At 60.3% G+C, this 19,298-nt stretch carries 20 protein-coding genes; 14 read left to right on the top strand and 6 right to left on the bottom strand.

Annotated features, from left to right (window positions below; translation table 11 throughout):
* Window positions 1-212 precede the first annotated feature (212 nt).
* Window positions 213-587, bottom strand: coding sequence for a VOC family protein (locus tag OHL16_RS09085; protein WP_263366792.1), 375 nt, complete (start codon window positions 585-587; stop codon window positions 213-215).
* Window positions 588-722: 135 nt separating this feature from the next.
* Between OHL16_RS09085 and OHL16_RS09090 the strand changes: the two genes are divergently transcribed.
* The 6 genes from OHL16_RS09090 to poxB all read left to right on the top strand — a co-directional run bounded on the left by OHL16_RS09090 (window position 723) and on the right by poxB (window position 5,541).
* Window positions 723-887 (top strand): FmdB family zinc ribbon protein, encoded by a 165-nt coding sequence (locus tag OHL16_RS09090; protein WP_263366793.1) that lies wholly within the window; start codon window positions 723-725, stop codon window positions 885-887.
* A gap of 24 nt (window positions 888-911) precedes the next feature.
* Window positions 912-1,259, top strand: coding sequence for an MTH938/NDUFAF3 family protein (locus tag OHL16_RS09095; protein WP_263366794.1), 348 nt, complete (start codon window positions 912-914; stop codon window positions 1,257-1,259).
* Between the two features lie 56 nt (window positions 1,260-1,315).
* On the top strand, window positions 1,316-2,182 hold the full coding sequence (locus OHL16_RS09100; RefSeq protein WP_263366795.1) for a class II fructose-bisphosphate aldolase: 867 nt from the start codon (window positions 1,316-1,318) through the stop codon (window positions 2,180-2,182).
* Between the two features lie 65 nt (window positions 2,183-2,247).
* Entirely contained in the window at window positions 2,248-2,943 is a 696-nt protein-coding gene (locus tag OHL16_RS09105; RefSeq protein WP_263366796.1) for a hypothetical protein, read from the top strand.
* A 40-nt stretch (window positions 2,944-2,983) separates the two neighbouring features.
* Window positions 2,984-3,691 carry a ribose-5-phosphate isomerase RpiA gene (gene rpiA / locus OHL16_RS09110; protein WP_263366797.1) on the top strand — a complete coding sequence of 236 codons (708 nt, stop codon included), beginning with the start codon at window positions 2,984-2,986 and terminating at the stop codon, window positions 3,689-3,691.
* 113 nt (window positions 3,692-3,804) lie between these two features.
* Window positions 3,805-5,541: a ubiquinone-dependent pyruvate dehydrogenase gene (gene poxB / locus OHL16_RS09115; RefSeq protein WP_263366798.1), complete on the top strand. Its 1,737-nt coding sequence runs from the start codon at window positions 3,805-3,807 to the stop codon at window positions 5,539-5,541.
* A 26-nt stretch (window positions 5,542-5,567) separates the two neighbouring features.
* Here poxB and OHL16_RS09120 read toward each other — a convergent pair whose 3' ends face one another.
* The 4 genes from OHL16_RS09120 to ruvX all read right to left on the bottom strand — a co-directional run bounded on the left by OHL16_RS09120 (window position 5,568) and on the right by ruvX (window position 7,633).
* On the bottom strand, window positions 5,568-5,753 hold the full coding sequence (locus OHL16_RS09120) for a hypothetical protein (protein WP_263366799.1): 186 nt from the start codon (window positions 5,751-5,753) through the stop codon (window positions 5,568-5,570).
* A 68-nt stretch (window positions 5,754-5,821) separates the two neighbouring features.
* Complete coding sequence (locus OHL16_RS09125; protein WP_263366800.1) at window positions 5,822-6,484, bottom strand: CDP-alcohol phosphatidyltransferase family protein; 663 nt, start codon at window positions 6,482-6,484, stop codon at window positions 5,822-5,824.
* A gap of 48 nt (window positions 6,485-6,532) precedes the next feature.
* On the bottom strand, window positions 6,533-7,006 hold the full coding sequence (locus OHL16_RS09130; RefSeq protein WP_263366801.1) for a GreA/GreB family elongation factor: 474 nt from the start codon (window positions 7,004-7,006) through the stop codon (window positions 6,533-6,535).
* Between the two features lie 114 nt (window positions 7,007-7,120).
* On the bottom strand, window positions 7,121-7,633 hold the full coding sequence (ruvX, locus tag OHL16_RS09135) for a Holliday junction resolvase RuvX (RefSeq protein ID WP_317891054.1): 513 nt from the start codon (window positions 7,631-7,633) through the stop codon (window positions 7,121-7,123).
* Window positions 7,634-7,742: 109 nt separating this feature from the next.
* Between ruvX and mltG the strand changes: the two genes are divergently transcribed.
* The 6 genes from mltG (at window position 7,743) to OHL16_RS09165 (ending at window position 16,237) form a co-directional block, all read left to right on the top strand.
* On the top strand, window positions 7,743-8,735 hold the full coding sequence (gene mltG / locus OHL16_RS09140) for an endolytic transglycosylase MltG (RefSeq protein ID WP_263366802.1): 993 nt from the start codon (window positions 7,743-7,745) through the stop codon (window positions 8,733-8,735).
* A gap of 131 nt (window positions 8,736-8,866) precedes the next feature.
* Entirely contained in the window at window positions 8,867-9,754 is an 888-nt protein-coding gene (locus OHL16_RS09145; RefSeq protein WP_263366803.1) for an outer membrane lipoprotein-sorting protein, read from the top strand.
* Between the two features lie 397 nt (window positions 9,755-10,151).
* The gene (locus tag OHL16_RS09150; RefSeq protein ID WP_263366804.1) at window positions 10,152-12,821 is read left to right on the top strand and encodes a TonB-dependent receptor; all 2,670 of its coding nucleotides are present in this window, start codon (window positions 10,152-10,154) and stop codon (window positions 12,819-12,821) included.
* Window positions 12,822-12,928: 107 nt separating this feature from the next.
* On the top strand, window positions 12,929-14,182 hold the full coding sequence (gene coaBC, locus OHL16_RS09155; protein ID WP_263366805.1) for a bifunctional phosphopantothenoylcysteine decarboxylase/phosphopantothenate--cysteine ligase CoaBC: 1,254 nt from the start codon (window positions 12,929-12,931) through the stop codon (window positions 14,180-14,182).
* 204 nt (window positions 14,183-14,386) lie between these two features.
* A complete protein-coding gene (locus tag OHL16_RS09160) occupies window positions 14,387-14,524 on the top strand; it encodes a hypothetical protein (protein WP_263366806.1) in 138 nt (45 codons plus the stop codon).
* 294 nt (window positions 14,525-14,818) lie between these two features.
* On the top strand, window positions 14,819-16,237 hold the full coding sequence (locus OHL16_RS09165) for a PP2C family protein-serine/threonine phosphatase (RefSeq protein WP_263366807.1): 1,419 nt from the start codon (window positions 14,819-14,821) through the stop codon (window positions 16,235-16,237).
* Window positions 16,238-16,289: 52 nt separating this feature from the next.
* On the opposite strand, the gene OHL16_RS09170 is transcribed toward OHL16_RS09165, so the two are convergent.
* Entirely contained in the window at window positions 16,290-17,405 is a 1,116-nt protein-coding gene (locus tag OHL16_RS09170) for a hypothetical protein (protein ID WP_263366808.1), read from the bottom strand.
* A gap of 259 nt (window positions 17,406-17,664) precedes the next feature.
* Between OHL16_RS09170 and OHL16_RS09175 the strand changes: the two genes are divergently transcribed.
* Window positions 17,665-18,834 carry a PP2C family protein-serine/threonine phosphatase gene (locus OHL16_RS09175; protein WP_263366809.1) on the top strand — a complete coding sequence of 390 codons (1,170 nt, stop codon included), beginning with the start codon at window positions 17,665-17,667 and terminating at the stop codon, window positions 18,832-18,834.
* 16 nt (window positions 18,835-18,850) lie between these two features.
* Entirely contained in the window at window positions 18,851-19,291 is a 441-nt protein-coding gene (locus tag OHL16_RS09180) for an ATP-binding protein (RefSeq protein ID WP_263366810.1), read from the top strand.
* The last annotated feature ends 7 nt before the right edge of the window (window positions 19,292-19,298 follow it).

Below are 19,298 nucleotides of genomic sequence, written 5' to 3' on the forward strand. Positions count from 1 at the left end.
GATGAAGCTGCGAAGGATGGGGCACCCGAGCGTGGGTGGCCCTCCAGGCGAACAGCAGATTCCTCGGCTTCGCTCGGAATGACAACCAAAAATGATGGTCGGAATGACAACCAAAAAGGTTAGAGGTTTTGTGGCTGGGAGGTGTGGTTCTTTCCCACCCATGCCGCGATGAGGCGGCGGCATGAATGGGGGCGCCCGAGCGGGAGTCGCAGCTATGGGAACAACAGATTAGAGGGCCGAGCAAACGACAGCTGGTGGCCATCCGGATCGAGCATGTGGAAATAGCGCTCTCCCCAGGACGCATCCCGCGGGATTTCAGGATCAAATCCTTTCTCCCGCAGATGTGTCCAGAACTCATCCACATCGGTCACGTGGAAGATCATGCGGCCCCACCGCGGCACACTGTCACCTTGCTCGAGGTTCAGAATTGCAGATTCTGAATCGCTCGCTCGCAGTGAGGAGAAACTCGCCTGTTCTCCGCCGTAAAGCAGCTCCATGCCGAGCACGTTTCGGTAAAACTGCACGGAGGCCTTCATGTTCACAACCCGAAGAGTAATCGCAGAGATCTTCTCAATCGCCAGCGCCATACGCCAGCAGTGTACGCGGAATGTACTTTCCCGAGGCAAAGACACCACTTGCGTCGAATCGACCGCTCCATGTTGAACCTGCTCCAGCGGTGGGTCTAGAATCGCTGAACCATTCAAAGACCGTGGGAGGTTGCTATGCCCCACTATGAGTTCTTCTGCAAAGCCTGCAATAAGACATTCGAAAAGGTTCTGACCCTCGCAGAGCATGACGCGGAAAAGACCGCCTGCCCGTGCTGCGGAAGTCACGAGGTAGAACAGAGCTGGTCTGCCTTCTCTGCCATCACCTCGAAGAAGAGCTGAACACAGCGGCACGAGGAGGCGCCTATGCACTTCAACAAATTCTCCTTTGGCACCCTTCAGATCGATGGCAGCGCATACACGCAGGACGTGGTGATCGACCGCGGAGAGATCCGCAAACGCAAGAAAGCGCCTTCCAAGCAATTCCGCGATGAGTTTGGGCATACGCCTCTCTCCATCGGGGAAAAGATCCCCTGGAAATGCGAGCGGCTGGTGATCGGCACCGGAGCGTACGGCAATCTGCCTGTCATGAAGGAAGTGAAGGCTGAAGCGAAACGCCGTCATGTCGAATTGATCATCGTCCCGACCAGTGAGGCGCTCGGGCTCATGGAAAAGGATTCCAGGGCAAACGCCATTCTCCACGTGACTTGTTAGGAGATTTGTGCCTGACAGACACGTGCCGGAGGATAGCTGGCAAAGGAGTGTGATCCATGCAGGACTTACGAAATCTTCTGGAGAAGGCGCAGCAGCGAGGCGTGGCGGTTGGCCACTTCAACATCGCCGATTTCGTTCTATTGAAGGCAGTCTTTGCCTCCGCTCGAGAAGTGCAGGTCCCGGTGATTGTTGGCGCCTCTGAGGGTGAGCGCCAATTCATGGGAGACCGTCAGCTCGCGGCACTTGTGCGAAGCATGCGCGAGGAGTCTGATTTCCCCATCTTCCTCAATGCGGATCACACGCACTCGCTGAAAAAAGCAGAGGAGGCCGCCAGGGCTGGATTTGATGCCATCGTGTTCGATCTTTCCGCACTTCCCTTTGAGCAGAATGTGCAGCAGACAAAACAGGCGGTCGAGGCGCTCAAGGCAATCAACCCTTCCATCCTCGTCGAGGGAGAGATTGGCGACATCGGAACCGGCTCTGAGATCAAGGAGGTCGCTCCTGACTTGTCGAAAGGCCTCACCAGTCCGGAAGAAGCGAGACAGTACGTCGAAGCCACTGGAATCGATATCCTGGCTCCCGCGGTCGGCAACATGCACGGAATGCTCAAAAGTATGGTCAAAGGACAGACGAAAAAGCGCCTGGACATCGAGCGAATCTCGCAGATCAAGAGTGCCGCCAAGGTTTTCCTGACGCTGCATGGCGGCTCAGGAACCGATGACGAAGACCTGCGCAAGGCGATCGCCGCCGGAATCAACATCGTCCACATGAATACCGAACTGCGGGTGGCCTGGAGGAGCGGCCTGACAGCAAGCCTTGCAGCTCACCCGGACGAAGTTGTCCCATACAAGATTCTTCCACCTGTCGTTGCCTCCGTGCAGAATGTAGCCAGCTCGCGGCTGCGGCTCTTCAATGGTCAGTAGATGAGTTGATCGCTCACACCATTGCTGATTGACGAGCCTGCGTAACCTCTGCGAGACTCCCGCGTATGCGTTATAGCGGGAAGGTGGAATACGCCCGGGCGCGGAAGATGCGAGAGGCGAATACGCGTCTGTACCGGCTGGCGCACTGGCCCATATGGATCTGGGTGTTTTTTCTGGCGCCGGGACCGCTGACCTTCACTCTGTTTGCGCATGGATTTGGGTGGGGCAATCTGGCGTGGCTGATGGCAGTGGTGGCCGGGACGGGAGTGGCGGGTCTGCGCGAGCGGTTGCCGGGTGTCGAGCCACGACCGTATATCCTGCGCTTTGACGAGGACAAGCCCAACCCGCTCTATCGGCGCGTGTGCTACACGTTCGCGTGGAACGCGGTCATCAGCTTTGGACTGCTGAACCTGTGCGGGCTGATAATCGCGGCGGCGACCGGCGTCTGGTACATGAAGCAGATCTACGGCTATGGCTACCTGCCGTTGTGCGGAGTGATTTTGCTGCTCGGCGCCGCGGGCAGGTTGCCGCGCGTTGGCCTCTCGACCGGTGGTGAGGGCACGGACCGGAGGTGCTTCTACGGTTCGGTGTGGGCTGTGACCGTGGCGCAGACGCTGCTACTGGGGGTGTGGAAGGCGCTGCCGCAGATGGGGACCCTGGTGAAGCTCGGTGTCTATGTGGGTGCGCTGCTTCTGATGGGGCTGGCGGCGTATCGCGGCGTGCTGCCGCGGACCCGGCCTATTGTGATGGTCGCGGACTGAAATATGGGCGACTGCGTTGTTGCCTAAAATAAGGCGAGGGATGGCGATGGCGACACTTGGCAACACTGACAAACAGGCGGCCTTGAAGCTGCGTGCGGCGCAACGCGCTCTGGAGCTGGTCGAATCCGGAATGACGGTTGGGTTGGGCTCCGGATCGACGGCGACGATTTGGATCAAGCTGCTTGGAGAAAAAGTGCGCGACCATGGCCTGAAGATTCGGGCGATCGCAAGCTCGGAAGACAGCGAGCGCCTGGGGAAGAGCTATGGAATCCCCTTCGTCAATTTTGATGAGTGCCGTAGCCTCGACCTCACGATCGACGGAGCCGACGAAGTTGCTCCCGGGCTCGCGCTGATCAAGGGCGGCGGTGGAAAACTTCTGCGTGAAAAGATCGTCGCCAGCGCATCGAAGCGGTTCGTCGTCGTCGCCGACGAGTCGAAACAGGTCGAGAAGCTGGGCCGCTTTCCCTTGCCCGTTGAAGTGATTCCCATGGCGACTCCGTTGGTGAGCGACTCGCTTCGAGAGCTAGGCTTCACGCCAACGATTCGAGTGAATCGGGATGGGACACGCTACATCACGGACGAAGGGAATCTGATTCTCGACTGCTCCGGCCTGTTGATTGAAGACCCAAGCGGCATCGCGGCGAAGATCGATTCCATGGTTGGAGTCGTGGAACATGGCCTCTTCCTGGACATGGCCGATCTTGCCCTGATTGCGGGTGAGCAGCAGGTCATCGAGCGTTCTTCCTGAATGCAATGACTGAGCAACCCGAGAGGGGTTAGGCGGCATTTATCGACCAGGCGGATGATTTTCGGCCTGAGGCAGTCTGCGATGCGGCACAGCCTCAGCAGGGGAGGCATGCGATGGCGAAGACTGTGGCTGACGTGGTCGTGGAGAGCCTGAAGAATGCCGGCGTGAAGCGGGTCTATGGGTTGCCCGGAGACTCGCTGAATGGGTTTACCGACGCTCTGCGGCGGGATGGCACGATCGAGTGGGCGCATGTGCGCAACGAAGAGGGTGCGGCGTTTGCCGCAGGCGCGGAGGCCCACCTGACGGGCGAGCTGGCAGTGTGCGCGGCGAGCTGCGGGCCGGGCAATCTGCACCTGATCAACGGGTTGTTTGATTGCCATCGCTCGCGCGTGCCGGTGCTGGCGCTGGCGGCGCATATTCCGAGCGTGGAGATTGGCAGCAACTACTTTCAGGAGACGCATCCACAGAACTTATTCAAGGAATGCAGCGACTACTGCGAGATGGTGGGGATTGCCGAGCAGATGCCGCGAGCGCTCGAGATTGCGATGCGCACGGCGATTACGAACTCGGGCGTGGCAGTGCTGGTGATTCCGGGAGATGTCTTTCTGCATGATGCTGTAAACACGACTGCAGTTCTGCCGATGAAGCGGCCCGCGACGGTGATGAGGCCGGGGGATGCGGAGCTCCGCGAGGCGGCGCAGATTCTCAACGCAGGAAAGCGGGTCACGATTCTTGCCGGAGCTGGGTGCAAGGGCGCGCATGATGAGCTGATCGCGGTGGCCGATGCGCTGAAGGCCCCTGTGGTTCATGCGATGCGCGGCAAGGAGTTCATCGAGTTCGACAATCCCTTCGACGTGGGGATGACGGGATTGCTGGGCTTCAGCTCCGGCTACCACGCGATGGAGGAGTGCGATGCGCTGCTGATGCTGGGGACGGACTTTCCGTACCAGCAGTTCTATCCCGGGAAGGCGAAGATCATCCAGGTCGACCTCCGCGGCAGCCAGATTGGCAGGCGCGCGAAGGTAAACCTGGGACTCGTCGGTACAGTCAAGGACACGCTCGAGGCTCTGCTGCCGCTGCTGAACCCGAAGACCGACCGGAGCCATCTCGACCAGCACCTGAAGGACTACAAGAAGGTCCGTGAGGGACTTGACGATCTGGCCGGGCCGGACAACAACAAGACCCCGATCCATCCGCAGTATGTGGCGCGTGTTCTGGACAAGCTGGCGAGCGAGGACGCAATCTTCACCTGCGATGTGGGGACGCCGACGGTGTGGGCGGCACGCTATCTGAGGATGAACGGCAAACGCAGGCTGCTGGGCTCGTTCACGCATGGGTCGATGGCGAACGCGGTGCCGCAGGCGATCGGCGCGCAGACCTCGCACCGGAACAGGCAGGTGATTACGCTCTCAGGCGATGGCGGACTCGCGATGATGCTGGGCGACCTGCTGACGCTGCGGCAACTGAAGCTGCCGGTCAAGATCGTGTGCTTCAACAATGGCACGCTGGCGTTTGTGGAACTGGAGATGAAGGCGGCGGGAATCGTGAACTTCGGAACCGAGCTGGATAACCCGAACTTCACCGAGATTGCGAAGGCAACCGGGATGCACGGCGCTCGCGTGGAGTACCCCAACGACTTGGAGGGCGCGCTGCAAGCGGCGCTGGCCTACCCCGGACCCGCGCTGGTGGAGGTGATGGTGAACCGGCAGGAGCTCTCGATGCCTCCGACGATTACGTTCGAGCAGGCGAAGGGATTTTCGCTGTGGGCAGCGCGCACGGTGCTGAGCGGACGCGGCGACGAGGTGATCGATCTGGCGAAGTCGAATGTGCTGCAGCGGATTCTGTCGTGATCTTTTGTCGTGATCCGGCGGGCGCGTTACTGCACGTCAAGCCGGAAGAGGACGAGGAGTGTTCCGAGCAGGCCGACCACGCCGATAAGGCCCAGCCCAATCTTCTCGGCCTGAGTCATACTCCTCTCCGCGGCCTTTGGCGAGCAGTACCAGAAACCCAGGTAGCTGGCCAATCCTGCGTAGAGAACGCCGAGATCCTGGAGCGTCTGCATGGCTTAGAGAGTATCCCAGCTTCGCCCAGAAGTGACTGACAGACTGCGATGATTCGATGGGGGGTATCTTAGCGGATGCTGACCTGAGCGTGCTGCTCGGCCTGCGCGGCGAGCCTCTTCATGCGCTCGGTCTCGAGGTACGTATACCGGATGCGGTGAATGACCGTGATGGTGGAGAAGACGGCAAGCACCCACAGCGCGGCGGCCATGACTCCCCAGCGGTTGAAGAGCGCTCCGAGGATGACACAGACGATGCGCTCCGGCCGTTCCATGAAGCCGACCTTGCAGGTTCCGATCAGCGCCTCGGCGCGGGCACGCGTGTAGCTGACCATCAGGCAGGCCGTCATGACGAAGGCCACCAGCCCGACATAGAAGAGGCGGTTTCCGCGCGCGTAGTAGACCAGTAGACCGAAGAAGATGGCGACGTCGGAGTAGCGGTCGATTACGGAATCGAAGAAGGCACCGAAGATGGAGACCTGGTTGGTCTGGCGCGCGACGCGGCCGTCCACCATGTCGAAGATGCCCGCCCCGATGATGGTGAGCCCGGCGTAGAGGAACATCCGGTTGGAGTTCGCGCCCTTGCCGTAGCCGAAGAAGATGGCCGCGATGATGTTGATGATGAGGCCGATGAAGGTGAGGGTGTTCGGCGAGATGCGGGATAGAGCGAGACCGTTGACGATCTTCTGCAGCAGCCAACCGCTGCCCTTGCCGAATGCGCTTGTCCAAGTCAACTTTGCCTAAACCCTCTGGCAGCCCCGCGTGGGGACTGCAAGCAAACACTACACCGATTCGTCATGAATGGTCACGAGCTTGAGGATCTCGAGCTCGCGCTTGCCGTTGGGCGTGACCACCGTTGTCGTGTCGCCAACCTTCTTGCCGAGGATGGCGCGGCCTATCGGGGAAGTGGTGGAGATGAGCCCCTTAGAGACGTCGGACTCCTCGCTTGTGACGAGCTTGTACTCGATCTCCTCGTTCTTATGGGCGTCGAAGACCGTGACGGTGGCTCCGAAGCCGACCTTGTCATGGGGGATGTTGACGAGGTTGACCATCGCCAACTCGCCCATGCGCTTCTTGAGCTGGCCGAGGCGCGCGTTAACGAAGACCTGGCGCTGCTTGGCCATGTGGTACTCGGCGTTCTCACTGAGGTCGCCGAGGGCGACAGCTTTCTTAATCTCGGCTGGAAGCTCGGTGGTCAGCTCATACTCAAGCTGCTTGATCTCCTCTTCGAGCCGTTTCATGATTTGTTCGGGCATTCTGCCTTCCGGATCGCGCCGGGCTGTGCGGACAATAGTTCTACCGCGTGCCGCCATGGGCGCGTGTGGGTGTAGCCACCATTATACGATGCGGCAGCAGGGCCGATGGCTCCATCAACGGGCCGAGGAGGCCCTGGCATCAAGGAAAGCCTGTAGAATCAACACCGCGGCGACCTGGTCGATGATCCCTTTGCGCTCGTCGCGCCCGGCCTGGCCGCGGGAGACCCCGGCGTCGTCGAGGTGGCGGTGGGCCTGCGTGGTCGTCAGGCGCTCGTCCCACAGGTGGATGGGCAGAGCAGGCTGGCCAGGCGTCTCTCCTGTCGTTTCTCCCTTTGGGGTGAGATGGTCGGCGAGGGCCTGGGCGAAGGCCTGCGCCTTGGCCGCCTGGGGGCTCTGGTCGCCGGACATGTACAGCGGATTGCCCACAACTACTTCGGTGATCGCGTGCTTCCGGATGAGGCGGGCGACGGACTTGAGATCAGCGCGCAATGTGGCGCGGTGGAGCGTCAGAAGCGGCTGCGCGGTGTAGCCGAGAGGATCCGAGAGCGCGATGCCGATGCGGCGGTCGCCGACGTCGAGGGCCATAATGCGCGGGGTGGCAACGGGATGCTGTGCGGGATCTTCCACAGGTTTGAGTATAGGGGGCAGCAGAGTAGGGACCTGTAGCCTTGGGCCTCTGAGCCTACCCTAAAATGGAGCGACGGCGGGCGCGATGGCCAGCCCGCGGCGGAGGCGAATGTTAAAGTTTCTCGGGACCCTGCTTGTAGTTCTGCTGTTGCTGGCCGGCTTCGCCTTCTGGCTTGTGCACACGCCGTTCGGGCCAGCAAAAGAGACCTTCGTCGAGATCGCCCCGCATACGGGAACGCAGGCGATCGGCGAGCAGCTCGAGCAGGCGGGAGTCATCCGCAGCCGGTACGGCTTCGCGGTGCTGCGGGCGGTCGCGGCCGTGCGCGGAGGCCGCAGCCTCAAGGCGGGCGAGTACCGCTTCGACCATCCCGCGCCCATGACCGAGGTCTACGACAGGATCGCGCGCGGGGATGTCTACACGATCAGCCTGACCATCCCCGAGGGCTACAACATCTTCGACATCGCCGAAGCCGTAGAGGCGGCGGGACTCGGCAAGCGCGACGACTTTCTCGCGGCCGAGCGGCAGCACACTGAGCTGATCGCGGAGTGGACGGCGGGCCGAACGCCGGAGTCGTTGGAGGGCTATCTCTTCCCCGACACCTACCGCTTTCCGCACCACACGACACCGGTGCAGATGCTGACCGCGATGGTGCGGCGATTCCGGCAGGTTGCGGGGCAACTGGGCGTCATGCAGGACGTGCCGCGCGTGGTGACGATGGCATCGCTGGTCGAGAAAGAGGTGCGGCAGGACGCCGAGCGGCCACTCGTCGCCGGAGTCTTCGTGAACAGGCTGGCGAAGGGAATGACGCTGGCCACGGATCCAACGGTGATCTACGCCGCGCTGCTCGAGAACCGCTGGCGCGGGACGATCTACGCCTCGGACCTGAAGTCTCCGTCGCCGTATAACACCTATGCGCACACGGGACTGCCTCCGGGACCGATCTGCAATCCGGGAGTTGCGGCGCTGAAGGCTGCGCTATCGCCCGCGAAGACCGATTACCTTTACTTTGTCAGCGATGCGGCGGGCCACAGCCGGTTCGCGGCCAACCTGAAGGAGCACAATGAGAACGTCGCGGCCTACAGGAAGGCCGAGGGCCGGTAGGGTTCGAGTCCGGGTAACGGTCGCCCAGGAGGGGGTCACGGGAAGAAATTCCGCACCCACGTTCTCCCCTCGATCATCTAAGACGTCATAACACTGACATTCCGAGACAGATATACTTGAAGTTCGTGCTCATGAAGAAAAAGTGGAGTGGTGTGGCCGCTGGACTGCTGTGCCTGACTCCGGCGCTGACGGGTTGCCTGAGCCATACGCGCATCGTGCCGAAGACCCGCGTCGCCGACGTCGTGATCAGTACCTCGCTGGACCACATGGCGGACCAGCTCAGCCGTCGCTACGCCGATCTCCACACCTTTAACGCCTCAGTGGAGATGTCTGGAATCACCGGCGGCAACCTTGAGGGCAAGGAGACGCAGTCCCTCAGCTTCGCCGGGTACATCCTGATGCGGAAGCCGGAGTACCTGCGTGTGCTGCTGCTGGTCCCGCTGGTCCGGACGCAGGCGCTGGACATGGTGAGCGACGGGGACAACTTCAAGCTGCTGGTTCCGTCGCGGCATAAGGCGTACGTGGGGAACAACACGGCCTCGACGCACTCGAAGAACGGACTGGAGAACCTGCGGCCGGACGTCTTCTTCGACTCGATGTTCATCCAGGGGCCGGGCAAAGACGAGATCATCTCGATGACGACCGACATCCGGATCATCGAGAACGAGAAGAAGAAGAAGGACCTGATCGAGGAGCCCGCCTACGCGCTGCAGATTCTGGCCAAACCCGAGGGCCAGACCGTGCGGACGCTGCGCGTGATTCACATCAACTCGACCGACCTGCTGCCTTACCAGCAGGACATCTACGACAAAAACGGCCAGGTGGTCACCAAGGCCTACTACAGCAAATACCAGTTCTACGGCGAAACTCCCTTCCCGACGAGCATCAGGATCGAGCGCCCGAAGGACCACTACAGCCTGACTGTGGCGATCACAAAGCTGACGCTGAACGGGCACTTCGACGACGACCAGTTCGAGCTGAAGATTCCGGAAAATATTGCGATCGAGACGATGAAGTAGCGCAATTCCTGAAGAACCGCCCGGGCAGCAGGAATCCCCAAATCCCCCAATAAAATCGACCGTTCTCGGAGTCATACGCGAAAACCTTGCCGCTGTGGTGAGAGTATCGCCGTTTCCTCCCCTCCCGCGCCTTCGCATCTGCTTTATTACGTGCGATTTAAGCGTCGGGAGCAGTGTATTGGGGTACTATGATGCCAATCACGATCACGCGGAGGAGTCTTCATCGTGGGCCATCCTGAAAGCTCTGTATGTTGTGAGACATTCATGCTTTGGCACCTGGTCCCGACCGCGACGGAGAGGCGGGCATGAGCTGGCGTCAGTCGCCGCCTTTGCCTGCTGGTCGCTGTTTCTCGGTGCGGTACAAAGCGCTCGCTCTCAAAATTCCGTCGTTGTAACCGTGAACGGCACAGTGTTCGATCCTTCCGGCGCCGTTCTTACGAGCGCGACTCTACATCTTCGAGGCGCCGCAGGGGAACAAACGACTAACACGGATAGCCGAGGTCATTTCTCGCTGAGTACCCAACCTGGAAACTATGATCTGCTCGTGGAGGCGCCCGGCTTCCGGCCCTACCTGCGAACCAACCTGACCGTCTCGCCCGGACATCCGGTCCCATTGAAGATAACCCTGCAAATCGCCACCGTAGCCGAGGAAGTTGACGTTCCGAGTGAAAGCGGCCTAGGCACAGACGCCGGCTCGAACAAGAGTGCTCTTGTCTTCAGCGGACAACAGTTGGACACCTTCTCCGACGATCCAGCGGCGATGCAGCAGCAATTGCAGGCGCTCGCCGGGAGCAGCCCCGACCTGCCGCCGCAGCTTTACGTCGACGGCTTCTCCAACGGCACCATGCCGCCCAAGCAGAGCATCCGCGAAGTCCACATCAACCAGAATCCCTTTTCAACGCAGAGCGACCGGTTCGGGCTCGGCCGCATTGAGATATTCACCAAGCCCGGCTCTTCCAAGCTGCACGGAAGCCTGGAAGTGCTCTACGGCAACAGCACGCTCAATGCACGCAATCCTTACACCGGCCCGCAGCCTCCGTACAACAATGACTACTTGGTAGCCAGCCTGAATGGTCCGCTGGGGAAGAAGAGCTCATTCTACCTCTCGGGAGAGCGCAGCGACCTGTCGCAGAATGAGATTGTCAACGCCGTAACGCTGGACGCGAACCTGAACCGGATGACAGTGTCGCAGCCGGTCGCCAATGAGGCGGTCGCGCAAACCTACTCCGTGCGCCTTGACCATCAGCTCGGCACTAACGATACGCTGGTCGGGCGCTATACCTTCTCGAACACCACGCAGCCGGCAGCGGGCGTGGGCCTGCTGGTCCTGCCCAGCCAGGCCTACTCAAACCACAGCCGGACGCAAACGCTTCAACTCACGGAGACACACATCTTCAGCCCCAAGCTGGTGCTGGACTCCGGGCTCCAGTACATCCGCACGCGTCAGCGGCAGGACTCAGTGTCGAATGATCCGACGCTCATCGTGCAGGGCTCGTTTTCCAGCGGCGGCAGCCCCAATCAGGCATTGCACGACAACCAGGACCCACTGGAATTGCAGGAGTACTTCACGCTCGACGAAGGCAGGCACCTGGTCCGCGCCGGCGTGCGCTATCGCCTCCTGCGTGAGGCCAACCTGGCGACCGCGGGATATAACGGCGAGTTCATCTTTTCCAGCATCGATACGTATCGCAACACCTTGCTGGATTTGCAGCAGGGTCTTAGTCCTTCAGACATCCGCGCGAAAGGCGATGGGGCTTCGCAGTTCACGCTGAACGTCGGAACCCCAAGTGCCTCGCTGATCACGGGCGACCTGGGCGTGTATGCGGAAGATGAGTGGAAAGCAACACACGATCTCAGCTTGAACTACGGTCTGCGCCTGGAAAGCCAGTCGGGCATCCCCGACCACCTCGATATTGGCCCGCGGGTCGGTTTCGGCTATGCGATCAAGCGGAAGAACGCGAAGCAGCCGGTTCTTGTGCTGCGGGGAGGCTTTGGAATCTTTTACAAGCGGTTTGCCTCCGGCGACCTGCTCACCTCGGTTCGCGAGAACGGCGTCACCGAGCAGGTGTACATCGTCAACAATCCGGACTTCTATCCCACCATTCCTGCGCAGTCGAGCTTCGACGCCGGCACAACGCCATCGGTCTATCGTCTCAGTCCACGGCTGCACTCGCCTGTGCAATTGCAGGGCATGATTATGGCGGAGCACACCTTCGGCAAGTTCGGCAGCCTTGCAGTCAGTTACTATCCGCGCCGGCAGTACCACGAACTGGAATCGCTGAACGTGAACGCTCCATTTTCCGGCACCGGGGTTCGTCCGTACGGCGGGACGCAGAACATCTACCAGTTCTCGTCAGACGGAATCAGCCGCGGACACGACGTGAACATCAATGGGAATTTTCACCCCGCGAAGTGGATCGATGCATTTGTGTTCTTCTCAATAGACCACGACAAGACTGATGTCGGCGGAGCGCAGAGCTTCGCGTCGAACTCTTACAACGTCGGCGCCGATTTCGGAGATTATGCAGGTTTTTCGCCGCGGAAGTTTTTTTGCGGAGTGAACGTGCGTCCTCCGGGCTGGGACACGTGGATTAACCTCTTCTTTGTGGCGCGCTCGCATGCCGACTTCAACATCACAACTGGCCGGGACAACAACGGAGATTCCATCTACAACGACCGGCCAGCATTTGCCACTGACCTTACTCGCCCTTCGGTCGTGCGTACGGCGTTTGGCAACTTCGACACCGATCCCCTTCCGAGCCAGACCATCATCCCGATGAACTATGGCCGCGCGCCCAGCTTCACCTATCTGATGATGTCTGTGCATAAGGACTTTCACCTTGGTCCCCGTCCCGCCGCAGGTGCTGGAGGTAAGGTCGAGCCTCGGCCCTACCGCCTGCAGTTTGGATTGACTGCCGACAACCTTCTGAATACCAACAATCCCGGACCACCGGTGGGTGTGCTTACCTCACCACTTTTCGGCAAGTCCATCTCACTCAACGCACCATTCACAGGCAATACCGCGGCCAATCGTGCCTTGACGTTGCGTACGGCCTTTTTCTTCTAAGCAACCTCTCGGCATACTGCTAAGGTCGGATCGCGCTCCGGGTCCAGCGACCAAGGCGTAGGAAGCAGGCGGCGGGAGGCGTATTAATAGATGGGGGAGGCCTCAGCATGAGCGTCGATCGGGTCAAAGTGACGGTGGGGGTCTGCGGCGGAATCGCCGCCTACAAGGCCGTGGAGGTCGTGCGCCAACTGCAGGATGCGGGCTTCGACCCGCACGTGGTCATGACGCGCGCCGCCGAAGAGTTTGTGCAGCCGCTGACCTTCGCCGCCATCACGGGCCACAAGGTCATCAGCAGCCTGTGGAGCGAGGACGCGGGCGCGAGCGGCGGCGAGCTGTCGGGCATCGAACATATCAACGAGGCCCAGACGACCGCGGCGCTCGTCGTCGTTCCCGCGACTGCCGATATCGTGGCGAAGTTCGCGCACGGCATCGCGGACGACTTTCTCTCGACCATGTATCTCGCGACGACAGCTCCGGTCATCCTCGCTCCGGCGATGAACGTGGTGATGTGGCAGCACGCGGCCGTGCAGGCGAACCTGGCGACGCTGCGCGAGCGCGGCACAACCATCGTCGAGCCGGGTAGCGGTTATCTGGCCTGCGGGATGGTCGGCGGCGGAAGATTGGCCGAGGAGTCTCAAATTGTAGCGGCGGTCGGCGAGGTGCTCTCGAAGACTCCAGCGACAAAGGACCTCGCTGGCGAGACAGTTCTTGTGACAGCGGGAGGCACTCGCGAGCCGATCGATCCTGTGCGATTTATCGGCAACCGCTCGAGCGGCAAGATGGGCTACACCATCGCCGAGGCGGCGCAGCGGCGCGGAGCGCGGGTGATCCTGGTGAGCGCGCCCTCGGCGTTAGAGGCTCCTGCCGGGGTCTGCGAGCTGGTGCGCGTGGTGACGTCGGAGGAGATGGAGACTGCCGTGATGCAGCGGCTGGGCGAGGCGAGCCTCGTCGTGATGGCCGCCGCGGTGAGCGACTATCGCATGGCCGAGGTTGCCACGCAGAAGCTGAAGCGCGAGGGCCCGAGAACGCTGAAGCTGGAGCCGACGGCGGACATTCTGCAGGAGATCGTCGCGCGCAGACGGCCGGGCACGCTGGTGATCGGCTTCGCCGCCGAGACCGAGGACGTGCTGGTCAACGGGCGCGCAAAGCTGAAGCGCAAGGGGGCCGATGCGCTGGTGGTGAACGACGTCTCAGGCTCCGAGACCGGCTTCGACTCCGACCAGAACGCAGGCACGTTCCTCACAGCAGAGACGGCAGTGGCGCTGCCGGTAATGACTAAGGCGCAGATGGCCGAGCGCATCCTGGACGAGGTCGTGCGCCTGCGAGCGGCACGCGAGCAGGGAATCGGACTTAGGGCGTAGCGCCCTTCGCTGTTTGCCTTTGCCCGGACGATAGCGGCCTTCTGCGCTGTGCAGCGGCGGCCCGTTTTAATTGCAAGTCGCTAATCTAACCAATCACTTTCATCGGTAAGATAGCGACGCTGCGGCACAAGTGCACTGCCAATCCAAACTGACCCATTACCCAGGGCGTGTTTCCATCCGCGACCCCGGCTTTCACGCATATACTTGTGCGGCAGCGGGCTCACTACAACAAAGAAGGGCTACAACCTCGTGCTCGGCAACGGCACAGTCGATGGAGTGAACTACCTGCTGGCTCCCAACATACCAGTCGCCGGAATCCCACAGACACCAACCAACCCGTAGCTGTTGCAGCGAGGAAACCGCTGTTTCCGGGTGCCCCATCCATGCGCGCTGTTTGCGCATGGGTGGGGAAGTACGCCGCGGCCCGGAGGAACACCGGGGCGTGTTCCATCGGTAGTGGGTCAGTTTCACATTATGAGATGGAGTTTCGTAACCGGCACGATTGTTTCCGGCTTGCCCGTGATCCGCCCGGATCGCCTGTGTTTGCCGAAGAACCCTCGAACTGCCAGAAGCAAACTACTCGCATCAACATCGACGTCGACTCTGATATCTTGCCGATGTCTGGGAGGTGGGCGGTTGGAAGATCAAGTCCTGGCAATGCTCCGCGACCAGCTCGCTGACATCATTTCAGGGGCGGTTTTCCTGTTTATCGGGTTGGCGGCCTGGTCCATTGCTGCAATTCGCCGACGGAGCGGCGTACGCATCTTTGTCTGGCTGGGAATCTGGAGCGCGATGTACGGCGCGATGCAACTGAGTGAATCGCCGGCTGTCCTGGCGGCCTCGCCGCGCTGGCTTCAGATCAGCGCTCCGTATGCCAACACTTCGATGACTTACCTGATCGTAGTTGTTGCTTTGCTCTCCTTTTTGGAACTGAGCCTCGGCAGACTGCGGCTCCTCATTCAGGCAGCTGCTTCCGTCGGGCTGGTGATCGCTATCGCCGCCATTGGCTTCTTTGTTTTCACGGGCTCGAACGGCAACTTGATGCCTTACCATCACCTGCTCGCGACCTGCATGCTCCTTGTCCTGACGACTGTCGTCGCAGTGCCAGGATTATCTAGGAAGTACCTCGTTCTGCCCGACCGCGGCGTTCTGGCCATCGGCATGCTCGTTTTTGCCATTGAGGCCCTGTTTGCTAACCTGGCGCATCTCCTCAGTTTCGAGATCCCTCACATTTTGGGCCACATTCTGGACCACCTCGGTTTCGCAATTCTTCTGTTCGCGTTTGGATACGTTGCTCTGCAACTGGTTTTTGCGAGCGAGCGCCGCTTGCTCTCGGTTGAAAACGAACTCGCTATTGCGCGCGAGATACAGACCTCGATTCTTCCGAGGTGCGTTCCCGAAATTAGCAACCTTTCTATCAGCGCTGCTTACTGTCCTATGACTGCGGTCGCTGGAGATTTCTACGAGTTCATTCCTGTCGATCAGAAGCGGGTTGGCGTCCTGGTGGCTGATGTTTCCGGCCACGGCGTGCCAGCGGCGCTTATCGCGTCCATGATCAAGGTGGCCATGCAATCGGTCATCCCCTGCGCACACGACCCGCGAGCAGTACTGAGCGGGTTGAACCATGTCCTTTCCGCGCAACTGCGCCGTCAGTTTATCTCGGTGGCCTACTTGTGGATTGATCCCGAGAATTGCAAGGCATTGTATTCAGCGGCGGGGCACCCGCCACTTCTCCGCTGGCGGGAAGGTAAGCTGGAACGCATCGAAAGCAATGGCCTGTTGTTTGGAGTCCTCCCGGATCCCGACTATCCCGTTTGTGACCTGCCGATCCACTCAGGTGACCGCTTCTTGCTTTACACCGATGGCGTGATTGAACCTGAGAATGCCAGCGGCGATTCCTTTGGCGACCGGAAGCTTGAACAAGTCGTTCGCAACAATGCGTCGCGCCCGCCTTCTGAGCTATCGGATCAACTGCTCTCTGAGATACGCCTATGGCAACCTGCCTCGCTGGCCCAGCAGGATGACATCACCCTTATCGTCATCGATGTGGTTTAGTCATCGCGAATGCCAACGGGAAGCGGCACAAAAGGCAGTTAGGCTACTGTCTCTACTCTTGCCAGGCCTCCAGCTTGATGTCGTCGTAATAGACCGAACCGCGGTAATAGTTGTTGTGAGGATCGCCAAACATGAAGAAGTCTGGAATTCCCTCGCCTGCCTCATACACGGAGCGCACTGGTATTGTCCCCACATACGTCTGCTGTCCGCCCCACTTGAAGTCGCCGGAGGTGGTTAGCACAAAGGCATTTTCATTGCGCTCGATGCAGGCTGAATACCAGGTATTGTCCTTGTACGCGTCCACCGCGCGAATGGCGCCCGAGGACTGAAGAGCACCGTTGGACCAGGAGAGAAAAGGACGGCCTGTGCTGTCGTCGTCGTTACCATTCTTGTCTATGCCAAACATCATGATCGGGTGCTGACCGTCAGCTACCCAGTCTTTGCCCTCCCAGATATTGGTCCAGGCTTCCTTGTTGTTGTCCGAATCGATCGTGACCTTGCGATGGTGATGAATCCAAAGATTGTTGTGCGGCCTTGGAGTCGCGTCCAGAATGGTGAGCCAGTAAAAACCATTCTCGAGCGTCGCATCTCCGTTTAACCAGGGCTGGTCGGTTTCGCCTCCGGCATAGCCATTCAGACTGGTTGCCCCAGGCTTGCCGTCTCCAAAGGAAGCAAAGCCCACCTTCAGGCAAACCCGGTACTTCTTTGGCAGTGCGGTCGTCGGACGAACAACTGTTCCATCGGTGTGCCTGGGGGATGAAATCTTAAGCACATGATTATTGGGGTCGGCCGGATCCGGAACTACCTCAAAAAGGTCACTGAATTTCGTGAGATTAGAGCGGCTGTATGCTGCAACACTCAGCCAATCGCCCTTTCCAAAAGGTCCCTCGGCGCGAAATGCCACCGGCGGCGTTACTCCCAGGCGCTTGAAATGTGCGCCACCATCGGAGAACTCGTCCGTATCTTGATAAGTATCAGCTACCCAGCGAGGCGAACCCGTTTTGAACAGGGGTGCATGATCTTCGAAATTCTCTTCGTAGAGGACCTTCCAGGAGCCGTGACGCACACCGGTCGCGTCGCTCCGAGGAGCGGTAGCTTGTGAATTCAATTCAGCAACTAACAGAAACAGCGACGCACAAAAGAACCATCGAATAACAGCAAATGGCATTCCTACCCCCGGGTGTGTTTAGGTGCTGGTCGGATAAGATTACATGCCGGAGGCCTTCTGCCCTGTGCAGCGGCGGCCCGTTTTAATTGCAAGTCGCTAATCTAACCAATCACTTTCATCGGTAAGATAGCGACGCTGTGGCACAAGTGCACTGCCAATCCAAACTGACCCACTACCCAGGGCGTGTTTCCATCCATGACCCCGGCTTTCACGCATATACTTGTGCGGCAGCCGTTTGTGTGCGCAAGGAGCACGCCCGATGGAAACCAGTGAAGCGCTTCTGGCCCAGCAGCAGGTGGTCCGCCTGCAGGCCCTTCTCGAGGCAAGCCGTCAGATTCACTCGACGATTCAGCTCGAGGAAGTCCTGCACATCGTGCTGGAGATCGTCGTGCGCGAGCTTGAGCTTACCGGCGCCTTCTTCACCACCTTCCCCGACACCTATGGCGACGTGCCTTTGGCCCTGCAGGCCGCGATCAGCTCGGACACGGCACCGCAAGCGGACGACGTCGAGGCCGAGCGATGCCTCCGCTTCTCCCTGCGCGACAAGACCGGCCACCTCTTCACCGACCTGGTCGTTCTGGTACCCGAGGGCCGCGTGCTCGACCTCGACGAGACTGACTTTCTCGAATCCCTCGCCGTGCAGGCCGCCGTGGCGATCGAGAACGCGCGCTTCCACGAGCGCACGCTGCAGTGGCAGCGCGTCGAAAGCGACCTGGCCTCGGCGCGGCAGGTGCAACTCAGCCTGGTTCCGCAGCGAATGCCCGAGATCCCGCAATATCGCCTCGCCGCGCGCTCTTCCGCCTGCTACGAGGTTGGGGGAGACTACCTCGACCTCGTCGAGATGCCCTCGGGCGAGGTCGTCATCGTCGTGGGAGACGTCGCCGGCAAGGGGCTGGCGTCGGCGCTCGTGGGAGCGTCCTTCCGCTCCGCCTTCCGCGCGATGGTGCACGCCAAACTCAGCCTCTACGACATCGCCACCAAGATGAACCTGCTGCACTACGGCGAGGGCGACGAGTCGCGACGCCGCTATGTCACGGCGTTTCTGCTACGTCTGGACCCTGCGACCCACACCCTTGAGGTCCTCAACGCGGGGCACAATCCGGCCTTCCTGCAGGCCGCCGACGGAACCTTCCGGAAGATCGCCGCCTCCGGAACGCCGATCGGGATGTTGCCCTTCTCCAGCTATGTACCGGAAGAGTTCACTCTTAGCCCCGGTACGAGGCTTTTGGTCTACACTGACGGCATGACCGAGGTCTTCCACGGTGAAGACGAGTTCGGAGAGGCGCGGCTGATGCAGGCCTTTCTCGGCTGCAAGGAACCGACCCCGGAGCGCACCCTGTCTACAATTTGGAACACTTTAGAGGGATTTTCTGGCGGCGGCGAGCAGTCAGATGATATGACTGCGCTGGTACTGTTCCGCAACCCATAACGGAGACGGCCCCCAAATGGAAGAACACCGCAGCAGCATCGAGCTCCGCCTCCCCTCCCGGCTCGGCTTTGAGAAAGTTGCCATGAACACCGCCGCGAGCGTCGCCCACCTGATGGGCTTCGGCGAAGAACGCATCGAAGACCTCAAGACGGCCGTCGCCGAAGCCTGCATCAATGCCATGGAGCACGGCAACAAGCTCGATGAGGCCCTGGTCGTCGGCGTCATCATGTCGATGAGCACGGACGCTCTGGAGGTCAAGATTCTCGACACAGGCGAAGGGCCGCAGAAAAAGGCCATCCCGCCCGACATCGACAAGAAGATGCACGAGGAAGAAGAACCCCGCGGCATGGGAATGTTTTTGATTGAATCGCTGGTCGATGAGGTCGAATGGGTCAGCGCGCCGCCGCAGGGCAGCTACGCCCGCATGGTCATCCGGCTTCATCCGTCGAAGCAATAAAAAGCGT

The sequence above is a fragment of the Edaphobacter bradus genome (genome assembly GCF_025685645.1).
Taxonomy (GTDB): Bacteria; Acidobacteriota; Terriglobia; order Terriglobales; family Acidobacteriaceae; genus Edaphobacter; species Edaphobacter bradus.

What these genes read in the sequence shown, in the direction of transcription:
- rpiA (WP_263366797.1), top strand. Translation starts at nt 2,984, where the DNA reads ATGGCGATGGCGACACTTGGCAACACTGACAAACAGGCGGCCTTGAAG.
- OHL16_RS09170 (WP_263366808.1), bottom strand. Translation starts at nt 17,405, where the DNA reads ATGCCATTTGCTGTTATTCGATGGTTCTTTTGTGCGTCGCTGTTTCTG.
- OHL16_RS09105 (WP_263366796.1), top strand. Translation starts at nt 2,248, where the DNA reads ATGCGTTATAGCGGGAAGGTGGAATACGCCCGGGCGCGGAAGATGCGA.
- OHL16_RS09180 (WP_263366810.1), top strand. Translation starts at nt 18,851, where the DNA reads ATGGAAGAACACCGCAGCAGCATCGAGCTCCGCCTCCCCTCCCGGCTC.
- OHL16_RS09100 (WP_263366795.1), top strand. Translation starts at nt 1,316, where the DNA reads ATGCAGGACTTACGAAATCTTCTGGAGAAGGCGCAGCAGCGAGGCGTG.
- OHL16_RS09120 (WP_263366799.1), bottom strand. Translation starts at nt 5,753, where the DNA reads ATGCAGACGCTCCAGGATCTCGGCGTTCTCTACGCAGGATTGGCCAGC.
- OHL16_RS09085 (WP_263366792.1), bottom strand. Translation starts at nt 587, where the DNA reads ATGGCGCTGGCGATTGAGAAGATCTCTGCGATTACTCTTCGGGTTGTG.
- OHL16_RS09090 (WP_263366793.1), top strand. Translation starts at nt 723, where the DNA reads ATGCCCCACTATGAGTTCTTCTGCAAAGCCTGCAATAAGACATTCGAA.
- mltG (WP_263366802.1), top strand. Translation starts at nt 7,743, where the DNA reads ATGTTAAAGTTTCTCGGGACCCTGCTTGTAGTTCTGCTGTTGCTGGCC.
- OHL16_RS09175 (WP_263366809.1), top strand. Translation starts at nt 17,665, where the DNA reads ATGGAAACCAGTGAAGCGCTTCTGGCCCAGCAGCAGGTGGTCCGCCTG.
- OHL16_RS09130 (WP_263366801.1), bottom strand. Translation starts at nt 7,006, where the DNA reads ATGCCCGAACAAATCATGAAACGGCTCGAAGAGGAGATCAAGCAGCTT.
- OHL16_RS09145 (WP_263366803.1), top strand. Translation starts at nt 8,867, where the DNA reads ATGAAGAAAAAGTGGAGTGGTGTGGCCGCTGGACTGCTGTGCCTGACT.
- OHL16_RS09095 (WP_263366794.1), top strand. Translation starts at nt 912, where the DNA reads ATGCACTTCAACAAATTCTCCTTTGGCACCCTTCAGATCGATGGCAGC.
- coaBC (WP_263366805.1), top strand. Translation starts at nt 12,929, where the DNA reads ATGAGCGTCGATCGGGTCAAAGTGACGGTGGGGGTCTGCGGCGGAATC.
- poxB (WP_263366798.1), top strand. Translation starts at nt 3,805, where the DNA reads ATGGCGAAGACTGTGGCTGACGTGGTCGTGGAGAGCCTGAAGAATGCC.